This is a genomic window from Roseomonas aeriglobus (assembly GCA_016937575.1).
In the GTDB taxonomy this organism is placed as follows: Bacteria; Pseudomonadota; Alphaproteobacteria; order Sphingomonadales; family Sphingomonadaceae; genus Sphingomonas; species Sphingomonas aerigloba.
Window position 1 is genome coordinate 2,396,164 of the sequence record JAFHKN010000002.1, and the last position, 17,445, is coordinate 2,413,608.

The window sequence follows — 17,445 nt, forward strand, 5'->3', positions numbered from 1 at the left end:
TCCAGAATGACGGCAAGTCGCGGGTGGACGCCCGGCGCCTGCCACGCGGCGCCGTATTCGGGACAAAGCGATTCCTGGCGGTGCGATAGACCGTGGGTCCCAGCGTGCGGCGACCGGCGCCAGTCGGGTCGGCATCCAGGCAGCACTCGAAGCCGATGCCGATAAGCGCGAAACCGGCTCGCTCACGTCACGGGTGGTGCAGTGAAGTACATTACGCACCGGCTGGGCAACGACTCGACGGTCATGGCGAAGGGCCCTTATGCTCCTATTATCAGATCAACGGCGTGCTGTCGGGCAGCGTGCCGCTGGGCGGCAGCGGGTTCCAAGATCGGGGCTGCGGTCGCGCTGCGGACCCGCAACGGATTCGGCGAAATCTGACCACGGGTCTAGAAAACTATACCAAGGACATCTGCGCGGCGCGCTATACGCTGCAGGTTGAACCGTCATCGCGACGTTGGCGGAGCGGCACTTACTACCGAATCGGTACCTCCCGGAGTGGACCGGAGCCCCCCGGCAGGGCAGGATGGCTGTACGAGGTGCTTATGAGTATGATGATTGCCGCCGCCTTGCTGGCACAGGCAGGGCAGACGCCGTCAACCCAAACCCCGACGCCCCCGCGCGGCGACGTGGTCGTGCAGGGCAAGCGCCTGGACGCCGAGGCGCTGAAGCAAACGATCGTGACAGGCTTCAGCGCGCCCGGCTATCGCCCCGACATCACGCACCGCGAATATGAAATGGCCGAACGCGCGGCGAAATGCGCGACCCGGGGCCGGATCTTCGGCCCGGCGTTGGTTCGCGAGGTCGTCGATGGCGTGTTCAACTCGTCGGAGCATGATCGCTGGCAGGACCGCCTCTTCCGTCAGACCGCCAGCTGCGGCATGGGTGCGGCGGTAAAATACGAAGGTGGCGCGCTCGCCAGCGGTTCGCCAGTCGGCTTCCTGTCGATCAGCCGCGTCACGCCGATCAGCGAGGCATCGACCAGCGACCGCGGCGTGCTGCTCCGCGGGGCGGTAACGGCGGAGGCGCTGCGCCGCTATGTGCCAGACCTGCAATTGACCCGCGAGGTGTTGCAGCACCCGGTGGTCGTCCACCGCTTTGTCGATCGTGAGGAAAAGCGTGCGAAGCTGCGCATCGCCAGCGACATGCGCTATTTCAAGGTGGCGACTTGCCTGGTCCAGCGCCAGCCGGAAACCGCGATCCGCATCGTCTACGAACGCCCCCTGCCAGACGGCCTGCAAATGACCATCGCGCAGATGATCGAGAACGACCGCCAATGCGTCGGTGGGGCGAAGACGGTTGCGTTCGATCCCACGCAATTCCGCCTGTATCTGGGTGACGCGCTCTACCGGTGGGCGGTGGCCGCGAAGGGCGTGGAGTCGTTGGTCCCGCAAGGGGATTGATAGGCCGGGTTGTAGGACGCACTCCCGCTTTTCGGCCGCGCCGCTCAACCAGGGCCGCTACGCGGCCTGGCTGCCTGACGTGGCGAATCCATGTTTGCGTGAGCAATTGCTGGCCGCACGCGACCTACTTCGGCAAATCGACCCTATCCCCCTCCGCGATCCCCAGTTCCGCCGCGCGGCCGCCGAGGATTTCGAGCACTGCACTGACCGGCTCGCCACTGGGGATCGGGGTCTTGTCGAACGGCACGGTATTCTCGGCAATGCGCGCGATCGTGCCGTCAGGGCGAATGAACAGGATGTCGAGCGGGGTCGGCGTATTTTCCATCCAGAAGCTCGCCTCGCGCGGCGGGCCGCCTTCGGGGGGATAGGGGGCGAACAACATGCCGCCGTCCTTCTGGATGTCGGTACGGTACATCAGCCCGCGCTGCTGTTCGGCCGCGGTGCGGGCGAGCTCGACCTGAAACGCGTGCGCGCCGTTCGCCGAGCGGACCGTCACGGTCTTGGTTGCGACGCCGTTCGCCGCCGCGGAGCCGCCCGACGAACACGCGGTCATCGCAGGCGTCAGGGCCAGCGCCGCCAGCGCGACGGCAAATCGACGAAGCAGCATCGTCAGTCGTTCCTTTCCACGGCCACCGCCAGCGGCCCCTTCTCACCCTCGACGATGCGCGCCTGCATACGGTCGTCGGGCTCGACCTCCTCAATGCCCGCACGGCGCAACGTTTCCATATGGACGAAGACGTCGCCGGGCTTCGCGTCGCGAATCAGGAAGCCATAGCCCTTCAGCCGATTGAACCATTTGACCGAGACGGGTTCGAACGGCCCTGCGTCGGCAATCGCCTTCAGCCGGTCGATCCGGTCACCGCCACTGCGCCCGCGCACCGGTTCGACCGCCTCGCTCAGGTCGATCGACAGGATGGCCGACGCCTGCAGGCCGCGGTCCCGGCGCACCGTTTCGCACACGACGCGCGCGCCTTCGGGCAGGCTGCGGCGGCCGTGGTCCTGCAGAACGGAAAAATGGACCAAAATGTCGCCGATCGCCGGGTCGTCGGCGACGACGAAGCCGAAGCCACGGGTCACGTCGAACCATTTGACGATGCCGGCGTGGACATCGGTGTCAGGGGACGCGACGCCCGGCGCGCGCGCAGGTGCGGCGCCACCATCCCCTTCGCTGAACCCGGACTGCCCCAAGGCGATACGCATCCTGTTCTACTTCCCCCGTTGCCGACTATTACAGAGCAACGCCGGCACGAAAAGGGTCAAACTCAGGTTAGATGCCCGTCGTCTGCATCGAAATCGGCCACATCGCCGGGATCATATGCCAGGATGCGGCGAATCCGTGCCGGATCATGTCCGGCGCGCAGCATCGCGGCAAATGCCTTGTCGCGCGCGCGCGGATCGTTGCCTGGCTCCGGTGCGAAGGGGCCCAGCCTGCGGCGGCGCGCGAAGGTCAGCGCGCTGGCGTCGGCCTGGGCATCGACGTCGTCACGCACCGCGGCGGCATCCACCGGCTCGATTCCCGCCGCGCGCAAGGCCAGGTCGATCCGCCGTGCGCCGAGCCCGCGCCGGCCGAGCGAACGCACGCGCGCCTCGGCAAAGGCGCGGTCATCGACATAGCGAAAGTCTGCCATCCGCTCGGCGATCGCCGCCGGATCGGGCGGTGCGTCACCGGCCCAGCCGCGCTCGCGCACCTTGCGTGTCAGATAGTCGCGCAACTTCGCTCTTGTCGTCGCGTACCGCTCGACATAGCGCAACGCGAGCCGGTCGAGCGCGTCGCCATCCAGTGGCGGCGGGGGGGATTTGCGGCGCATGGCCATGTTTGTGCCACAGTGACACCGGATTTTGAACGCCGGGCTGGCGCACCGCGCAGCTAGCAGGGATTTCAGCGACCGCGAATCCGCGGCGCAACAGATTTAGGGACGCGAGACTCTTGATGGATTCGGGTGACACGGCGATGACGGTTTCGGCGACGACGATCGCTCCCGCCCCCACGCCCACCGAAGACGGGCGGCCGCGCCGCTTCGCCGACTTTGCAACGCTGGGCGAGGCGCTGGACTATGCCGCTGCCGGGGAGCGCGGACTGAACTTCCACGACGCACGTGGCACGCTGACCCGCCCCTACCCCTTCGCCGAACTGCGCGCCGATGCACTGGCACAGGCGCGCCGCCTGATCGCGATGGGTATCCGCCCCGAGGACCGGATCGCGCTGATCGCGGAGACGGGGCCGGACTTTGCGGCGCTCTTTTTCGGTGCCGTCTATGCCGGCGCCTGGCCGGTGCCATTGCCGTTGCCGACCAGCTTCGGCGGCGCCCAGTCGTACATCGACCAGTTGCGCGTCCAGCTCGACAGCTGCGACCCCAAGCTGCTGATCTTCCCCGACGAACTGACCCAGATGGCAGGCGAAGCCGCACGGATCGCCGGGATCGACGGCCTGTCGTTCAGCGAGATCGCCGCGAAGGACGCGCCGGAGGCGACGTTGCCGACGCTCGACGGCGAGAGCATCGCCTATCTGCAATATTCGAGCGGATCGACCCGCTTCCCCCACGGCGTCGCGATCACCCATCATGCGCTGCTCAACAATCTGGCCGCCCACGGCCATGGCATGAAGCTGGAGCCGGCGGACCGCTGCGTGTCGTGGCTGCCCTGGTATCATGACATGGGGCTGGTCGGTTGCTTCCTGTCGCCGGTCGCCAACCAGGTATCGACCGATTATCTGAAGACCGAGGATTTCGCGCGCCGTCCGCTCGCGTGGCTCGACCTCATCAGCCGCAATACCGGCACGACGCTCAGCTATTCGCCGACCTTCGGCTACGACATCTGCGCACGTCGCATGTCGAGCCAGACCAAGGCGAGCGACCGTTTCGACCTGTCGCGCTGGCGGGTCGCGGGCAATGGCGCCGACATGATCCGCCCCGACGTGATGCAGAGCTTCGTCGACGCGTTCGGCGACGCAGGGTTCAAGGCGTCGGCCTTCCTGCCGAGCTATGGTCTTGCCGAAGCGACGCTGGCCGTGTCGATCATGCCGCCGGGTGAAGGCATCGTCGTCGAGCTGGTCGAGGAAACCCAGCTGTCGGGCGTGGCTGCAGGCGAGGATCGCCCCCAGCGGTTCCGCGCCATCGTCAATTGCGGCAAGCCGGTGCGCGACATGGAGGTCGAGGTTCGCGAGGAGGACGGCAGCCTGCTGCCCGAGCGCGCGGTCGGCAAGATCTGGTGTCGCGGTCCCAGTGTGATGGTCGGCTATTTCCGCGACCCCGAAGCGACCGACGCCTGCATGAAGGACGGTTGGCTCGACACGGGCGACATGGGGTACATGTCCGACGGCTACATCTACATCGTCGGTCGTGCCAAGGACATGATCATCGTTAACGGCCGCAACCACTGGCCGCAGGACATCGAGTGGGCCGTCGAGCAGCTGCCCGGCTTCAAGCAGGGGGACATTGCCGCCTTCGCGATCACCACGCCCGGCGGCGAGGAAACCCCGGCGGTCCTCGTCCAGTGCCGCACCAGCGATGGCGACGAGCGCAAACGGCTGCACGACGCGATCAAGGAACGCGTCCGCGCAGTGACCGGCATGAACTGCGTCGTCGAACTCGTGCCCCCGCGTACGCTGCCGCGCACCAGCTCGGGCAAGCTCAGCCGCGCCAAGGCGCGCAACCTGTATCTGACCGGCGAGATCAAGCCGTACGCGATCGCGGCGTAACAGACGCCTGACTTTGCGTCAGCAGAGTCAGGACTCGCTAGGCCCGGCCAGCGGGGCGGCGAAAGCCGGCCCGTCTGACGGATATGGCGTCAACGCGCGAAATACAGAGATGAACGGCGTTGCCCTCGTCACCGCGATCCTTCGCGCGGACGCGCTTCGCTGGCGCCTGCTTGAGATCGTCCGCGACCTGAACCTTCCCGACGGATGGATCGGCGCCGGCTTCATACGCAACGCCGTGTGGGATCATCTTCATGGTCGGGCACCTTCCCCACCGTCCGGCGACGTCGATGTCATCTGGTACGACCCGCATCGTAACGATGCGGCGCGAGATGCTCGTTACGAGGCCGCCTTGCGAACGGTCGATCCGAGCATTGCCTGGTCGGTCAAAAACCAGGCCAGGATGCATAGCCGCAATGGTGACAGACCCTATAAGTCGGCGACCGATGCGATGCGGTTCTGGCCGGAAACGGCAACGGCGATCGCCGTTCGTCGATCGGAAAACGACGACGTTATAGTCGCGGCGCCGTTCGGTTTCGACGACCTGTTGCAGCTCGTTCTGCAGCCCACTCCACGCTTTCGCGGCGAAAAGCGCGCCGTGTTCGAAGATCGGCTGCACTCGAAGGCCTGGGTCACGACGTGGCCGCTGTTACGGGCCGCAGATGCAACTGGATCCGACAACCCTCCATCGATGGAAACCCGGTCTTCAGATATGCCGTGCCAAAGCGGATAGCTTCGAGCCCAACGAGACGCGATGCAGATCACGCCACCCCGCCTCCCGACGCAAACGCCGCCGCCAGCCAAGCCTGATGCTAGCGTCCGCGCGACAGCGATGGCGCTTGCCGCTGCGTTGACCAGGACCGCCGGTGGGGACGAAGCGGAAATTTCCGCGGCCGCGCGAGCCGCCAGCGATCGACTGACAGCCGACCAAAACCCGGACGGGCAGAAGCGAGCGGGTGCGAGCGATGGGTCCTCGGCCCCGCCCCTGCCGCTGCAGATGTCGGGCGCCGAAGCGTCCGCCTCGACCGTCGTCCGCCCGTCCGACGGCCGGCCGCGCTGGGAACATCTGCCCTATGCGCCGCACCCACTGGCACCGCCGACGCCCCCGCCGCCCGCGATCGGCTGGTCCGCGCTGCCTGAACTCACGAAGATTTCGCTGGTGACCGCTGCATTTGCCGGCGCGATCCTGCTCGGTGCCTGGATCGGCTGATCATTCGCCCGTCATTACGATCAAATCGAAGCCTTTCACGCCCGCGACTAAACGATCCATCAACCCTCACCGCATAAAGTCCCCCGCGTGACGCGTACTTCGACCTCTCAATTCGCCGCGCCGCGCATCGACGCACGGGCGCTTCTCGGCCTCTATGATCCGGCCGACGCGACCGATTGGGCGCCGATCCGCGCCGCGCAGGTCAATGCGGGGTCACAACTCGCGCTGCTCATGCTTGCGGCGAACGTGATCGGCGCAGCGCTGGTCACGCTGGCATTCGCGCCGCATGTCCCGGCGTGGTGGCTGATCGCCTGGGACGCGCTGGTCGCGGCGGCATCGGTCGGGGTGACCTTTCGGCGTTTGAGTGCCCGAAACAGGACCGACAGTAGCGCAACGCTGTCCGATGTGCGGGGAACCTTCGTCGATGGTATCGCGCTCGGCACCGTCTGGGCCGTGGCGCCGCTGCTGTTCGGTTCGCACGCCGACGGGCTCGCGCTCCTCGCGCTCTATGGGGTCATCGTGGTGCTGATGGCATCGGCCTCGATCGCGATGGCTGCGCTCCCCCTCGCGACGCTCTTGTTCCTGGGTATTTTGGGCAGCGCGACGACCGCAAATTTCGTCCTGCACGACATGTCGAGCGTGGCCGGGACGACGGCGGTCTTCACCGCCCTGCTGGTCGTCGGCTGTTTTGCCCGGGGCCGGGCGCTGGTGGTGATGCGCGCGAATGAGATCGCGCTCGCCGAACGCGACGAGACGGTCAGCCTGCTGCTGCGCGAGACGGCGGAGGAGAGCAACGCCGACTGGCTCTGGGAAATCGACGCCCAGCGCCGCGTCGTGCGCGCCTCGCCGCGGTTCGCCCGCTCGATCGGCGTCGATCCGGCGACCATCAACGGCCGCAGCTTTCTGGAGGTGCTGGCCGGCCCGACCTGGGAAAACGGCAATTTCGCCGCCGGCCTGCGCGAGCTGGCCGACAAGCTGAAGGCGCGCGAGCCGTTCCGCGATCTGTTGCTGCCGGTCTATGTCGACGGGCACGAACGCTGGTGGGAAATGTCGGCCAGCCCGCGGATGCACGAGGACCGCGGCTTCATCGGCTTCCGCGGCGTCGGCTCCGACGTGACCGAGCAGCGCGCCTCGGCCGACAAGATCAACCGTATGGCACGGTATGACACGTTGACCGGGCTGCCCAACCGCCTGCTGATCAACGAGACTTTGGGCCAGGCGATGCAGGAGGCCGAGAAATGGGGCTCGCGCTGCGGCTTCATGATGATCGATCTCGATCGGTTCAAGGCGGTGAACGATACGCTGGGCCACCCGATCGGCGATCGCCTGCTCGGCCGGGTTTCGGACCGCTTGCGGACCCTCGTCACCACCAATGAGATCATCGGCCGGCTGGGCGGCGACGAGTTCGCGGTCGTCGTCCGCGATGCGACCGACACGGCTGCCGTCGAGCGTCTTGCCCACACCATCATCACGACGCTGTCGCAGCCTTACGAGGTCGATCAGCACACGCTCTTCATCGGTGCCTCGGTCGGTGTCGCGATCGGCCCGCGCGACGGGCGCACGCCGGAAATGCTGATCCGCTCGGCCGATCTTGCGCTCTATCGCTCGAAGGACGCCGGCGGTGGGGTATTCCACGCCTATGAGCCGCAGTTGCACCTGCAGGCCGAAGAGCGCCGCGTGCTCGAAATGGCGTTGCGCAGTGCGCTCGAGAAGAACGAGCTTCATCTGATGTACCAGCCGGTCGTCGATGCGCGGAGCGGATCGCTGACCGGGTTCGAGGCACTGCTGCGCTGGACGCATGCCGAACTGGGGCCGATCAGCCCGGCAAAATTCGTGCCGCTGGCCGAAGATGCGCGACTGATCGCGCCGATCGGCGAATGGGTCCTGCGCACCGCCTGCCACGAGGCTGCGCGATGGAACAGCTATGCCCGCGTCGCGGTCAACGTGTCGGCCGAACAGCTGCACAATCCCGGCTTCGTTGCGGTCGTCGCCAATGCGCTGGCGACGTCCGGACTGTCCGCCGACCGGCTCGAGCTCGAAGTGACCGAAAGCGTGTTCATGCGCGAAGGCACCGGCGCGACCCAGACGCTCGAGCGACTGCTCGACCTCGGCATCCGCCTCAGCCTCGACGATTTCGGTACCGGCTATTCCTCGCTCGGCTATCTCAGCCGAACCCGCTTCTCGACGATCAAGATCGATCGCAGCTTCGTCCAGGGCGCGTCGAAGGGGGTTAAGGAAGCCATCGCGATCATTCGCGCGGTCGTGGCGCTCGCCCAGTCGCTCGGCATGACGACGACAGCCGAGGGAGTCGAAACAGAAGAAGAACATTTCTTGACACAGGAGCTCGGATGCTCTAAGGTTCAAGGCTATTACTTCGGTCGACCGCTCCCTGTTGAAGAGGCGCGGGCGCTGACCGATCAGTGCAGCGAGCGAGTTCGCGCTGCATGATGATGCGATTTCGCATTGCGGCGCGCGCCCGGCGTCGCTAGACGGCGCCGGATACAGGGGCGTAGCTCAGCTGGTTAGAGCGTCGGTCTCCAAAACCGAAGGCCCTCGGTTCGAATCCGAGCGCCCCTGCCATTCGCCGCGATATCGATGGGCGTCTGGAAAAACCGGATCGCTTTGATCTGGCAATTAGACTGCGGTCTGATAGACTGTCGGCGGATAGAAGGAACTTGATAATGATTCGCAAGCTACTCATCGGCGCCACGGCGCTCAGCATGGTTGCCACGCCGGTTCTGGCGCAGTCGACCGTCAACCCGGCGGCCAAGCTGTCGCTCGCAAAGGCCGTTCCGGCAGACGCGCGCGTGTCGGCGAAGGCCGGCAAGTCGAAGGCGCTGGCCGGCACCGGCCTGATCATCGCACTGGTCGCGGGCGCCGCCGTCGTCGCCGGCATCATCGCCGTCGCTTCGGATTCGGACAGCAACTGATCCGACGCCTCTGGCGAACGAATTGGGGCCGGTCGGAAACGTCCGGCCCTTTTTCGTGTCTCTCTGCCGCGCGGGCTCGCTTGCGCGGTAGCCGGCACCAGGCGTGATCCGGCGACACGCATCGGGCAGGTGCATCCGTTGTGCGAGTGCTTGCGTCGCCGTGGCAGGCCGCACCGGGCGTTACCCGCGACACGCATCGGGCGAGCGCATCCGTTGCGCGAGTGCTTGCGTTGCGCGGACAAGGGCGGTATCGCCCCTATCAATCCGACAGTCTGGATAATCCGCACCGAGCCCCTTCACGGGACCGGGCAGAGAGCCCATGTCCGCCGGACAAGATGATTTCGAAGCGAGGCCGAACCGGTGGCGAAGACGACTCCCCTGGAATTCATGCGTCAGGTCGAAGCAGAGCGGAAGAAGATCGCTTGGCCGACGCCTAAGGAAACCTGGATGACGGGCGTCATGGTCATGATCATGACGACGATCCTCGCGCTGTTCTTCCTCGGCGTCGACAGCGTGTTCCGCACGATCGTCGACTTCCTGCTCAGCCTGGCGAAGTAAGGGGCATTCAGTACATGGCGCGCTGGTACATCATCCACGCCTATTCGGGTTTCGAGAACAAGGTTCGCGACCAGATCCTGGCCGACGCCGAGCGCATGGGCCTGGCCCAGCTGGTCGAGGCAGTCGAAGTGCCGACCGAGCAGGTGACCGAAGTCCGCCGCGGCAAGAAGGTCCAGTCGGAACGCAAGTTCTTCCCCGGCTACGTCCTCGCCAAGCTGGCGATGAACGACGACGTCTATCACCTCGTCAAGAACACGCCGAAGGTGACCGGCTTCCTGGGCAGCTCGGGCAAGCCGCAGCCGATCAGCGAGGCCGAGGCCGCGCGCATCCTGAACACCAAGGAAGAAGCCGCCGCCGCGCCCAAGCAGCAGGTCAAGGTCGACTACGAGATCGGCGATTCGGTCAAGGTGCTCGACGGCCCGTTCGCGACCTTCAACGGTCTGGTCGAGGAACTCGACTTCGACAAGGGCAAGGTCAAGGTCGCCGTGTCGATCTTCGGCCGCGCGACGCCGGTCGAACTGGAATTCGAGCAGGTCGAGCGCTCGAAGTAAGCAACGCTTGTGGCCGCATGCGGATGAACGCGCGCTAATCCACGAGGCGGTCGAGCGTCGGTCGGCGGGGGCAAAGCCCTCGACCGACGACGCGGGCTTCGCCCACAGCGCCGCGCTGACGATAATGGCGCACCACGGACCGATCCCGTGCTCCGGCACCAGGCCGACGCACGGGCGGCGTTGACAGACGAGGCTAGTCCGTGGCCTTTACCCGCCGTCGTACCGGCCAGGCCCAGGCACCGCGCGACACCCCGCGCAGTACCGCCTCCGCCGGCCCCATCTCGTACCGCGCGAGCCACCAGCGACAGAATATCGCGGTCGCGACCCAGATCGCCGCCGCCACCCCCCATAGGCCGGGAAGCGCGAAGCGACCGACCAGTCCCCCCGCATAGAAGATCAGCGAGCCGAGGATTGCCTGGAGCGCATAGACGCTAAGCGTCATCCGCCCCAGCGAACGCAGCGTTTCGACTTGCCCGAACCAGCCGGCACGCAGCATGGCGACGATCGCGCCGACATGACCGAGCGTCACCAGAAGTCGCGCAGGCTGGAACAGGGCATCGGACAGCGCCCACAGCGCGGGTGAAACAGCCGAAGATCCGATATCGAGCCCGCTCGTCGCCCCGCACCATACCGCCACTGCGCGCAACGGCAGGCCCAGACCATATCCGATGGCCATCAGACGCCACCAGGTCGGTGGCGGGGCGGTGCCGGTCAGGACGCCCAGGCGGAACACTATGATGCCGATCATCATGAAGGCGACGCTTTCCGCGACCTCCAGCCAACCGGTTCCGCTGATATTCTCGTCGAGCCAGAACCGTTCGCTCCAGCGCAGAAGCGACAGCCAATGGGTGCGCTGCTCAATCGCCGCTGCCCGGGCCTGTTCCGTCGGTCGAACGCGATCGCTGGCGATCCGTGCGGCCTGTGCGGCTTGCGTCTCCACGCGACCGGCGGCGAGGTCGGCGCGTCCCGCCTGCGCCTGCGCGACCACGCCCCAGGTGCGATAGCCTGCATTGACCGACAGCCCGGTCAGCAGCACGCCGGCAACGAGCGCGAGCACCATCGATCGCGCTCGACGAAAGGCGAGCAGCGCGAACCCGCTGATGCCGTAGGTCCACAGGATTTCGCCCGGCCACAGGAACACGAGCCATTCGACGATGCCAAACGCCATCAGCGCGAGACACCGCCGCGCCCACACGTCGATCACCCCCGCCCCCGCGGCGGATTCGTCCGCACCGCGCAGCATCAGCACCATGCTGGCGCCGAACAGGATGGTGAAGAGGCCGCGCATCGTGCCGTCGACAAGCAGGGTTTGCAGACCCCAGCCGATCCACTGCGCATCAAGCGCCGGGGGAAAACGATCGACCGGATACGCGGTCACACCGCCCATCTTGCAGATCGTCATCAGCAGGATGCCGCAGATGGCGACGCCCCGCAGCACGTCGAGCGCGGCAATTCGACTATCCTGGGGACGCATATACTCTCCGCGAAGTCGGTCGAATGCTCGGATCGGGCCGGACCAACTGCCGACGCGATTGTCCGAAAATCGAGCAACTTACTCGGGATATCGTCTACGCTAGCGAGAGTTAATCGACTGTGTCGCTAACAATTTCCCGTTTCCCGCACCGCAGGAAACGTGGCTTGCCATAGACGAAAAATACGTGTCGATTTGGTGGTAATTAACCCGGGGCAACGCACCCCGCGTAAATTTGGGTTTACTGGCATCATGGCCCATGACGTGCTCATCCACAAACTCCGCAGCCTGATCGAGCTGACGGCCGATGATGAGCGCGCAGTGCGGTCGCTGAGTGCGCAGCGCACGCAGGTATCGCGACACCGCGATATTCTGCCACGGCTGCGCGAACCTGATTTCGTCTATGTGATCGTATCGGGGTGGGCGGCACGATATGGCCTTCGCGCGGACGGTTCGCGTCGCATCACCGGCTTCATGTTGCGGGGCGATTTCTGCGGAATCCACGCCGTTGCGGGGGCGGCGATGGACCATGCCATCGTCGCGATCACCGATTGCGAGATGGCGGCAATTCCGATCGCCGAGATGGAGGCGCTGGTCGCGCGCGTGCCGCTGATCGGCAAGGCGCTGTGGCGCGCGAAGCTGATCGACGAGGCGATCCTGCGGCAGTGGCTGTTGTCGTCGGGGGACGCCCTGCAAGCGATCGCGCGAATGCTCTGCGAGCTCCACGCACGCGCGCGCGCCGCGGAACTCTACCACGACGGCGCGTGCGAGGTGCCGATTACCCAGGAACAGCTGGGCGATGCCGTGGGCCTGACCGGCGTCCACACCAATCGCACGCTGCAGAAACTGCGGTCCTTCGGCTATATCGAATTCGCAAACGGCCATCTCCGGATCCTGCAGCCACAGGAACTGACGACGCTGGCACAATGGAACGACCGCTATCTCGCGCCGTGGCAGTCAAAAGATGCGCGGCGGCTGGAACGAGAGGCGGCCAACGCCTTCTGAGCCTGATCGCCCCTTGTCAGTCTTCGTGCCGATCCCAACCGCCGGATTTGGCGGCGCGTAGCCGATCGTCGATCGCTCGGACATCGGGAACGGTCGTCCCGGACCGCGATGTGCTGCTGCTCCAGTCGGTCAACTGGGCGAGATCGGGCAGCCACGGCGGCGGCGGTTCGAAGCGCGAGGGCGGGCCCTGGAACGCCTCATAGGCGGCGCGAGCCACTTTTGCCTGATCGTCCTGTCGACGGCGTTCGGCGAGATAGTCGGCAGCGCGGCGATGACTCCACGCCTCGCTCGTCTCGCCCCGACGGCGCTTCATATAGGGCGCCTCCTCCCACAATTGCGTCGTGCGATAATGCATCTTCAACAGGCTGAGCGCCTGGTCCGCGGTCATTGGCGGGATCGGCGGCGGCGCATTTGACCGCCAGGCATCGTACTCCGCACTGTCCGGACAGCTTTCGGCAAGCAGCGCCATTTCCAGGCGTTCGTAGCCGAGTTCGAGCGCAAGCCGCATTTCACGCTTGAAGGCGGGGCAGGTCTTTGCCCGGTGATAGAAGGCGGAATGGGAAAATCCGGCCGCCGCCGCAGCAAGGCGAACGTTCGCGCAGGCGCTGAGCGCAAAGAGGAACGCCTGTTCGCCGGCGCGGGTCAGTCGCCCGGGGCGCTGCCGGCGCATCTGAAGTTGCCCCTTCGTGGTGCGCATCAGGCGGACCGGCCGGTCAGCCGTGGCCAAGGCGTCCATTGTCTGGGCCAGGCGGGCATGAGCAACGGCGAGTGCTGCATCCCACCGGGCGGCAAAGCCCGGATCGCGAGCCCGACGCTTCGTCATGGTGCCGCGGTGGATGTCCAGCCTGCGATAGGTTTCGCGAACATTGCCGGTCTGTTCGAGGTCGGCGAGGAAGGCGCGGTTCTGGAGCGCCTGATTGCGGGTGATCCATTTGGCCATGCGCAACATGTGATAGGAAATTTCCTACATTGCAAGCGCGCGCGAAGATAGCGACGCTATTTTCGAGACGTTCGCAGCACGGCCGGCGGGGCTAAGCCTCGATCGACGCCGCGGGCTTTGCCCACGGCGCTGCCAAAGTTTGCATCGCCGCCTACAGCCTTCGCGGCGCGGCAAACGGTGCTTCGACAGGTTCGGCACGAATGCGTGGGAAAGCTTTTATCAGCGGCGTGGCGGAGCCACGCCGTCGGCCGGTCGCTGCGCACCGCCGACCGAGCTCGCGCTTTTGGCGAACGTCGCGCGGGAATTGGCGCTGGCGCGTTAGTCTTCCGCTGCAATCCTTACTCTGAGACCATCCAGCGCTTCGCTGAACGGCAATTGGCACGACAGGCGCGACGTGTCGTCGCGCTCGCTCGCCGCGCCGAGCAGATCGTCCTCGTCCTCGCTCATCGGCGGCAGTTTGTCGGCAAAATCCGGGTCGACATGGACGTGGCACGTGGCACACGAACAGCAACCGCCGCACAGCGCCAGGAGCTCGTCGAACCCATTGTCACGAATGACTTCCATGACGGACAGGCCGGCCTGCCCCTCGACCGCGCGTTCGGTGCCGTCGCGGGTGGTGACGATCAATGTTGGCATCGTGTCGCGGTCCTTTTGCGTTACCCCCGCGCCATGCCGCGACCGCGCGGCCATTTCAAGGATTGCGACCCGATGGGCCTGAGTGAAGACCAGTTGAAGACGTCGCTCGATGCGCTGGCCGCGATCGAACCCGGCTTTGCCGCAGCGCTGAAGCGGGTGGGCTATCCACCGGTGCGCTCCAGCGATCGCGGCTATGCGACGCTGCTGCGCACGATCATCGGCCAGCAGGTGTCGGTCGCGGCGGCGCAGTCGGTATGGACCAAGCTGTCGGCGGCGCTTGGCGACCTGACCGACCCGACGACGATCGCAGGCGTGCCGGACGAGACCTTCCGCAGCGTCGGCTTTTCCCGGCAGAAGACGGGCTATGCCAAGAGCCTGGCCGAAGAGGTGACGAGCGGACGGCTGGATCTCGCCAACCTGCCCGCGGACGATGAGGAAGCGATCGCGCAATTGGTGCGGGTGAAGGGCATCGGGCGGTGGTCGGCCGAAATCTACCTGCTGTTCGCGGAGGGGCGGCCGGACATCTGGCCGGCGGGCGATCTGGCGGTGCAGATCGAGGTCGGGCGGATCCTGGGGCTCGACGCGCGGCCGTCCGAAAAGCTGACGCGCGACCTGGCGGAAAGCTGGCGGCCGCATCGCGGGGCGGCGGCGATCATGACGTGGCATCATTACCGGGCGGATATGCAGGTGATATAGGAGGGGGCGGCTTCGGATTGCGCTAGCAAACCGCCGACACGCCACGGCGGCCGGCGGTGCGGCGCAAGCCGCTTCGTCCGACGGCGTGGCGTCCCGAGAGGGAGTTTTTGCAGTCCGTTCCGGAAAGCGCGGGTCGCCACGCCGTCAGACGGGCCCGCTACGCGCCCCCGCTGCCCGACGGGACGAGTCCGCGGCTTGCTGGCGCAAGCCCCGGCCGTCCGCTATACGTTCTCGCCATGTCCTCCGACCTCTTCGCAGCCAAGTCCGCACCGCCAACCGACTACGACGCTTCCTCGATCGAGGTCCTCGAAGGCCTGGAGCCCGTGCGCCGTCGCCCAGGCATGTACATCGGCGGCACCGACGAGCGGGCGCTGCATCATCTGGCGGCCGAAGTGCTCGACAACGCGATGGACGAGGCGGTGGCGGGCCACGCCACGCGGATCGAAGTGACGCTGGGCGAGGGCAACCGCCTGACGATCAGCGACAACGGCCGCGGCATTCCGGTCGATCCGCATCCGAAGTTCCCGGACAAGTCGGCGCTGGAGGTGATCCTGTCGACGCTCCACTCCGGCGGCAAGTTCACCGGCAAGGCCTATGCCACGTCGGGCGGCCTGCACGGGGTCGGCATCAGCGTGGTCAATGCGCTGTCGAAGGATACGGTCGTCGAGGTCGCGCGCAACCGCGAGCTGTTCCGCCAGCGCTTCGCCAAGGGGCAGACGCTGGGGCCGCTCGAACATCTCGGCGGCACGCCCAATCGCCGGGGCACGACCGTCGCCTTCACGCCGGACGAGGAGATTTTTGGCGACCTGATGTTCAAGCCCGCGCGGCTGTACAAACTGGTGCGCTCGAAAGCGTATCTGTTCGCGGGCGTCGAGATCCGCTGGAAGTGCGCGCCCGAGGCCATCAGCGACGATACGCCGGCGGAGGCGACCTTCCAGTTTCCGGGGGGGCTCGCCGATCACCTGAAGGAGCAGCTGGGTACGCGCGAATGCGCGACCGCAGGGTTCTTTTCGGGATCGCAGGACTTTCCCGACGCGCAGGGTCGCGTAGAGTGGGCGGTCGCCTGGCCGCTCTGGTCGGACGGATCGTATAGCTGGTACTGCAACACCATCCCGACCCCCGACGGCGGCACCCACGAACAGGGTCTGCGCCAGGCGCTGACCCGCGGCATGCGCGCGTTCGGCGAGCTGGTCGGCAACAAGAAGGCCAAGGACCTGACCGCCGACGATGTCATGGTCGGCAGCGAGCTGATGCTCAGCGTCTTCATCCGCGAGCCACAGTTCCAGAGCCAGACCAAGGACCGGCTGACCTCGCCCGAAGCAACCGGCCTGGTCGAACGCGCCATGCGCGACCATTTCGACCATTTCCTCAGCGACAATATGGAGCGCGGCAAGGCGCTGCTCGGCTATGTGCTCGAGCGGATGGACGATCGCCTGCGCCGCAAGCAGGAACGCGAGGTCAAGCGCAAGACCGCGACATCGGGGCGGAAACTCCGCCTACCCGGCAAGCTGACCGACTGCGCCGCCGACAGCCCGGAGGGCACCGAGCTGTTCATCGTCGAGGGCGACTCCGCCGGCGGCTCGGCGAAGCAGGCGCGCGACCGCAAGACGCAGGCGATCCTGCCGATCCGCGGCAAGATCCTGAACGTGGCGAGCGCCACCAGCGCCAAGATCCTCGCGAACCAGGAAATCGCGGACCTAATTCAGGCCTTGGGCTGCGGCACGCGCAAGGACTGCCTGCCCGATAACCTGCGCTACGAACGCATCGTCATCATGACCGACGCCGACGTCGACGGCGCGCATATCGCGACTCTGCTGATGACCTTCTTCTTTCAGGAGATGCCCGAACTGGTGCGGCGCGGGCATCTCTACCTTGCGCAACCCCCGCTCTACCGCCTGACGGCCGGCGCCAAGTCGCTCTACGCCCGCGACGATGCCCATCGCGCGCAGATCGAAGCCAAGGAGTTCCGCGGCAAGAAGGTCGACGTCGCGCGCTTCAAGGGGCTGGGCGAGATGAACCCGGCGCAGCTGCGCGAAACGACGATGGACCCCAAGACCCGCAGCCTTATCCGCATCACCCTGCCCCAGGAATATGAGGAGCGCGCGGGCGTGAAGGATCTGGTCGACCGACTGATGGGCAATAATCCGGCCCACCGCTTCGCCTTCATCCAGGAAAATGCGGCACGGCTGGAGGAAGACGCGATCGACGCATGATGGGCATCATCGGATCGACCGGCATCCGGATATAAGGTCAGTCTGGACCTATCCGCTTGTGAACCTTCGAGCTTAGCGTACATTGATTTTCATCGGAAAGTGGGAGTCGATCGATGAACGTCTTCGTGATGCTTGCGGCCT

At 66.1% G+C, this 17,445-nt stretch carries 17 protein-coding genes and 1 tRNA gene; 12 read left to right on the forward strand and 6 right to left on the reverse strand.

Features of this window, described 5'->3' with window-relative positions; genetic code table 11:
- Positions 1-542: 542 nt before the first annotated feature.
- Positions 543-1,400, forward strand: coding sequence for a hypothetical protein (locus JW805_11950; protein ID MBN2972730.1), 858 nt, complete (start codon positions 543-545; stop codon positions 1,398-1,400).
- Positions 1,401-1,524: 124 nt separating this feature from the next.
- Here JW805_11950 and JW805_11955 read toward each other — a convergent pair whose 3' ends face one another.
- The 3 genes from JW805_11955 to JW805_11965 all read right to left on the reverse strand — a co-directional run bounded on the left by JW805_11955 (position 1,525) and on the right by JW805_11965 (position 3,208).
- Positions 1,525-2,007: a DUF192 domain-containing protein gene (locus tag JW805_11955; GenBank protein ID MBN2972731.1), complete on the reverse strand. Its 483-nt coding sequence runs from the start codon at positions 2,005-2,007 to the stop codon at positions 1,525-1,527.
- 2 nt (positions 2,008-2,009) lie between these two features.
- Positions 2,010-2,600: a cold shock domain-containing protein gene (locus tag JW805_11960; GenBank protein ID MBN2972732.1), complete on the reverse strand. Its 591-nt coding sequence runs from the start codon at positions 2,598-2,600 to the stop codon at positions 2,010-2,012.
- Between the two features lie 62 nt (positions 2,601-2,662).
- Positions 2,663-3,208: a RecX family transcriptional regulator gene (locus tag JW805_11965; GenBank protein MBN2972733.1), complete on the reverse strand. Its 546-nt coding sequence runs from the start codon at positions 3,206-3,208 to the stop codon at positions 2,663-2,665.
- 143 nt (positions 3,209-3,351) lie between these two features.
- Here JW805_11965 and JW805_11970 point away from each other — a divergent pair, with 143 nt between their 5' ends.
- The 8 genes from JW805_11970 to nusG all read left to right on the forward strand — a co-directional run bounded on the left by JW805_11970 (position 3,352) and on the right by nusG (position 10,343).
- A complete protein-coding gene (locus tag JW805_11970) occupies positions 3,352-5,097 on the forward strand; it encodes a fatty acyl-AMP ligase (protein MBN2972734.1) in 1,746 nt (581 codons plus the stop codon).
- A gap of 109 nt (positions 5,098-5,206) precedes the next feature.
- Positions 5,207-5,827 (forward strand): nucleotidyltransferase family protein, encoded by a 621-nt coding sequence (locus tag JW805_11975; GenBank protein MBN2972735.1) that lies wholly within the window; start codon positions 5,207-5,209, stop codon positions 5,825-5,827.
- 99 nt (positions 5,828-5,926) lie between these two features.
- Positions 5,927-6,304: a hypothetical protein gene (locus tag JW805_11980; protein MBN2972736.1), complete on the forward strand. Its 378-nt coding sequence runs from the start codon at positions 5,927-5,929 to the stop codon at positions 6,302-6,304.
- A gap of 87 nt (positions 6,305-6,391) precedes the next feature.
- Positions 6,392-8,752 carry an EAL domain-containing protein gene (locus tag JW805_11985; protein MBN2972737.1) on the forward strand — a complete coding sequence of 787 codons (2,361 nt, stop codon included), beginning with the start codon at positions 6,392-6,394 and terminating at the stop codon, positions 8,750-8,752.
- A gap of 55 nt (positions 8,753-8,807) precedes the next feature.
- A tRNA-Trp gene (locus tag JW805_11990) sits at positions 8,808-8,884 on the forward strand.
- Between the two features lie 101 nt (positions 8,885-8,985).
- A complete protein-coding gene (locus tag JW805_11995; GenBank protein ID MBN2972738.1) occupies positions 8,986-9,234 on the forward strand; it encodes a hypothetical protein in 249 nt (82 codons plus the stop codon).
- Positions 9,235-9,594: 360 nt separating this feature from the next.
- On the forward strand, positions 9,595-9,792 hold the full coding sequence (gene secE / locus JW805_12000; GenBank protein ID MBN2972739.1) for a preprotein translocase subunit SecE: 198 nt from the start codon (positions 9,595-9,597) through the stop codon (positions 9,790-9,792).
- A gap of 14 nt (positions 9,793-9,806) precedes the next feature.
- A complete protein-coding gene (gene nusG / locus JW805_12005; GenBank protein ID MBN2972740.1) occupies positions 9,807-10,343 on the forward strand; it encodes a transcription termination/antitermination factor NusG in 537 nt (178 codons plus the stop codon).
- A 193-nt stretch (positions 10,344-10,536) separates the two neighbouring features.
- Here the strand turns inward: nusG and JW805_12010 are convergent, their stop codons facing one another.
- Positions 10,537-11,817, reverse strand: coding sequence for a DUF418 domain-containing protein (locus tag JW805_12010; protein ID MBN2972741.1), 1,281 nt, complete (start codon positions 11,815-11,817; stop codon positions 10,537-10,539).
- Between the two features lie 249 nt (positions 11,818-12,066).
- On the opposite strand from JW805_12010, the gene JW805_12015 reads away from it, so the two are divergent.
- Positions 12,067-12,819, forward strand: a complete 753-nt coding sequence (locus JW805_12015) for a Crp/Fnr family transcriptional regulator (protein ID MBN2972742.1) — start codon at positions 12,067-12,069, stop codon at positions 12,817-12,819.
- Between the two features lie 16 nt (positions 12,820-12,835).
- Here JW805_12015 and JW805_12020 read toward each other — a convergent pair whose 3' ends face one another.
- Together JW805_12020 and JW805_12025 are read right to left on the reverse strand one after the other, a co-directional pair.
- Complete coding sequence (locus JW805_12020) at positions 12,836-13,768, reverse strand: hypothetical protein (GenBank protein MBN2972743.1); 933 nt, start codon at positions 13,766-13,768, stop codon at positions 12,836-12,838.
- 309 nt (positions 13,769-14,077) lie between these two features.
- The gene (locus JW805_12025; protein MBN2972744.1) at positions 14,078-14,395 is read right to left on the reverse strand and encodes a 2Fe-2S iron-sulfur cluster binding domain-containing protein; all 318 of its coding nucleotides are present in this window, start codon (positions 14,393-14,395) and stop codon (positions 14,078-14,080) included.
- A 72-nt stretch (positions 14,396-14,467) separates the two neighbouring features.
- On the opposite strand from JW805_12025, the gene JW805_12030 reads away from it, so the two are divergent.
- Positions 14,468-15,091, forward strand: a complete 624-nt coding sequence (locus tag JW805_12030) for a DNA-3-methyladenine glycosylase 2 family protein (protein ID MBN2972745.1) — start codon at positions 14,468-14,470, stop codon at positions 15,089-15,091.
- Between the two features lie 236 nt (positions 15,092-15,327).
- The gene (gene parE / locus JW805_12035) at positions 15,328-17,304 is read left to right on the forward strand and encodes a DNA topoisomerase IV subunit B (protein MBN2972746.1); all 1,977 of its coding nucleotides are present in this window, start codon (positions 15,328-15,330) and stop codon (positions 17,302-17,304) included.
- Positions 17,305-17,445 lie beyond the last annotated feature (141 nt).

Excerpts from the sequence above, each read along its gene's own strand:
- JW805_11955 (MBN2972731.1), bottom strand. The coding sequence starts at position 2,007 with ATGCTGCTTCGTCGATTTGCCGTCGCGCTGGCGGCGCTGGCCCTGACG.
- nusG (MBN2972740.1), top strand. The coding sequence starts at position 9,807 with ATGGCGCGCTGGTACATCATCCACGCCTATTCGGGTTTCGAGAACAAG.
- JW805_12030 (MBN2972745.1), top strand. The coding sequence starts at position 14,468 with ATGGGCCTGAGTGAAGACCAGTTGAAGACGTCGCTCGATGCGCTGGCC.
- JW805_12025 (MBN2972744.1), bottom strand. The coding sequence starts at position 14,395 with ATGCCAACATTGATCGTCACCACCCGCGACGGCACCGAACGCGCGGTC.
- JW805_11970 (MBN2972734.1), top strand. The coding sequence starts at position 3,352 with ATGACGGTTTCGGCGACGACGATCGCTCCCGCCCCCACGCCCACCGAA.
- JW805_11975 (MBN2972735.1), top strand. The coding sequence starts at position 5,207 with ATGAACGGCGTTGCCCTCGTCACCGCGATCCTTCGCGCGGACGCGCTT.
- JW805_12010 (MBN2972741.1), bottom strand. The coding sequence starts at position 11,817 with ATGCGTCCCCAGGATAGTCGAATTGCCGCGCTCGACGTGCTGCGGGGC.
- JW805_11995 (MBN2972738.1), top strand. The coding sequence starts at position 8,986 with ATGATTCGCAAGCTACTCATCGGCGCCACGGCGCTCAGCATGGTTGCC.
- JW805_11960 (MBN2972732.1), bottom strand. The coding sequence starts at position 2,600 with ATGCGTATCGCCTTGGGGCAGTCCGGGTTCAGCGAAGGGGATGGTGGC.
- JW805_11950 (MBN2972730.1), top strand. The coding sequence starts at position 543 with ATGAGTATGATGATTGCCGCCGCCTTGCTGGCACAGGCAGGGCAGACG.
- JW805_11980 (MBN2972736.1), top strand. The coding sequence starts at position 5,927 with ATGGCGCTTGCCGCTGCGTTGACCAGGACCGCCGGTGGGGACGAAGCG.
- parE (MBN2972746.1), top strand. The coding sequence starts at position 15,328 with ATGTCCTCCGACCTCTTCGCAGCCAAGTCCGCACCGCCAACCGACTAC.
- JW805_11965 (MBN2972733.1), bottom strand. The coding sequence starts at position 3,208 with ATGCGCCGCAAATCCCCCCCGCCGCCACTGGATGGCGACGCGCTCGAC.
- JW805_12020 (MBN2972743.1), bottom strand. The coding sequence starts at position 13,768 with ATGTTGCGCATGGCCAAATGGATCACCCGCAATCAGGCGCTCCAGAAC.
- JW805_12015 (MBN2972742.1), top strand. The coding sequence starts at position 12,067 with ATGGCCCATGACGTGCTCATCCACAAACTCCGCAGCCTGATCGAGCTG.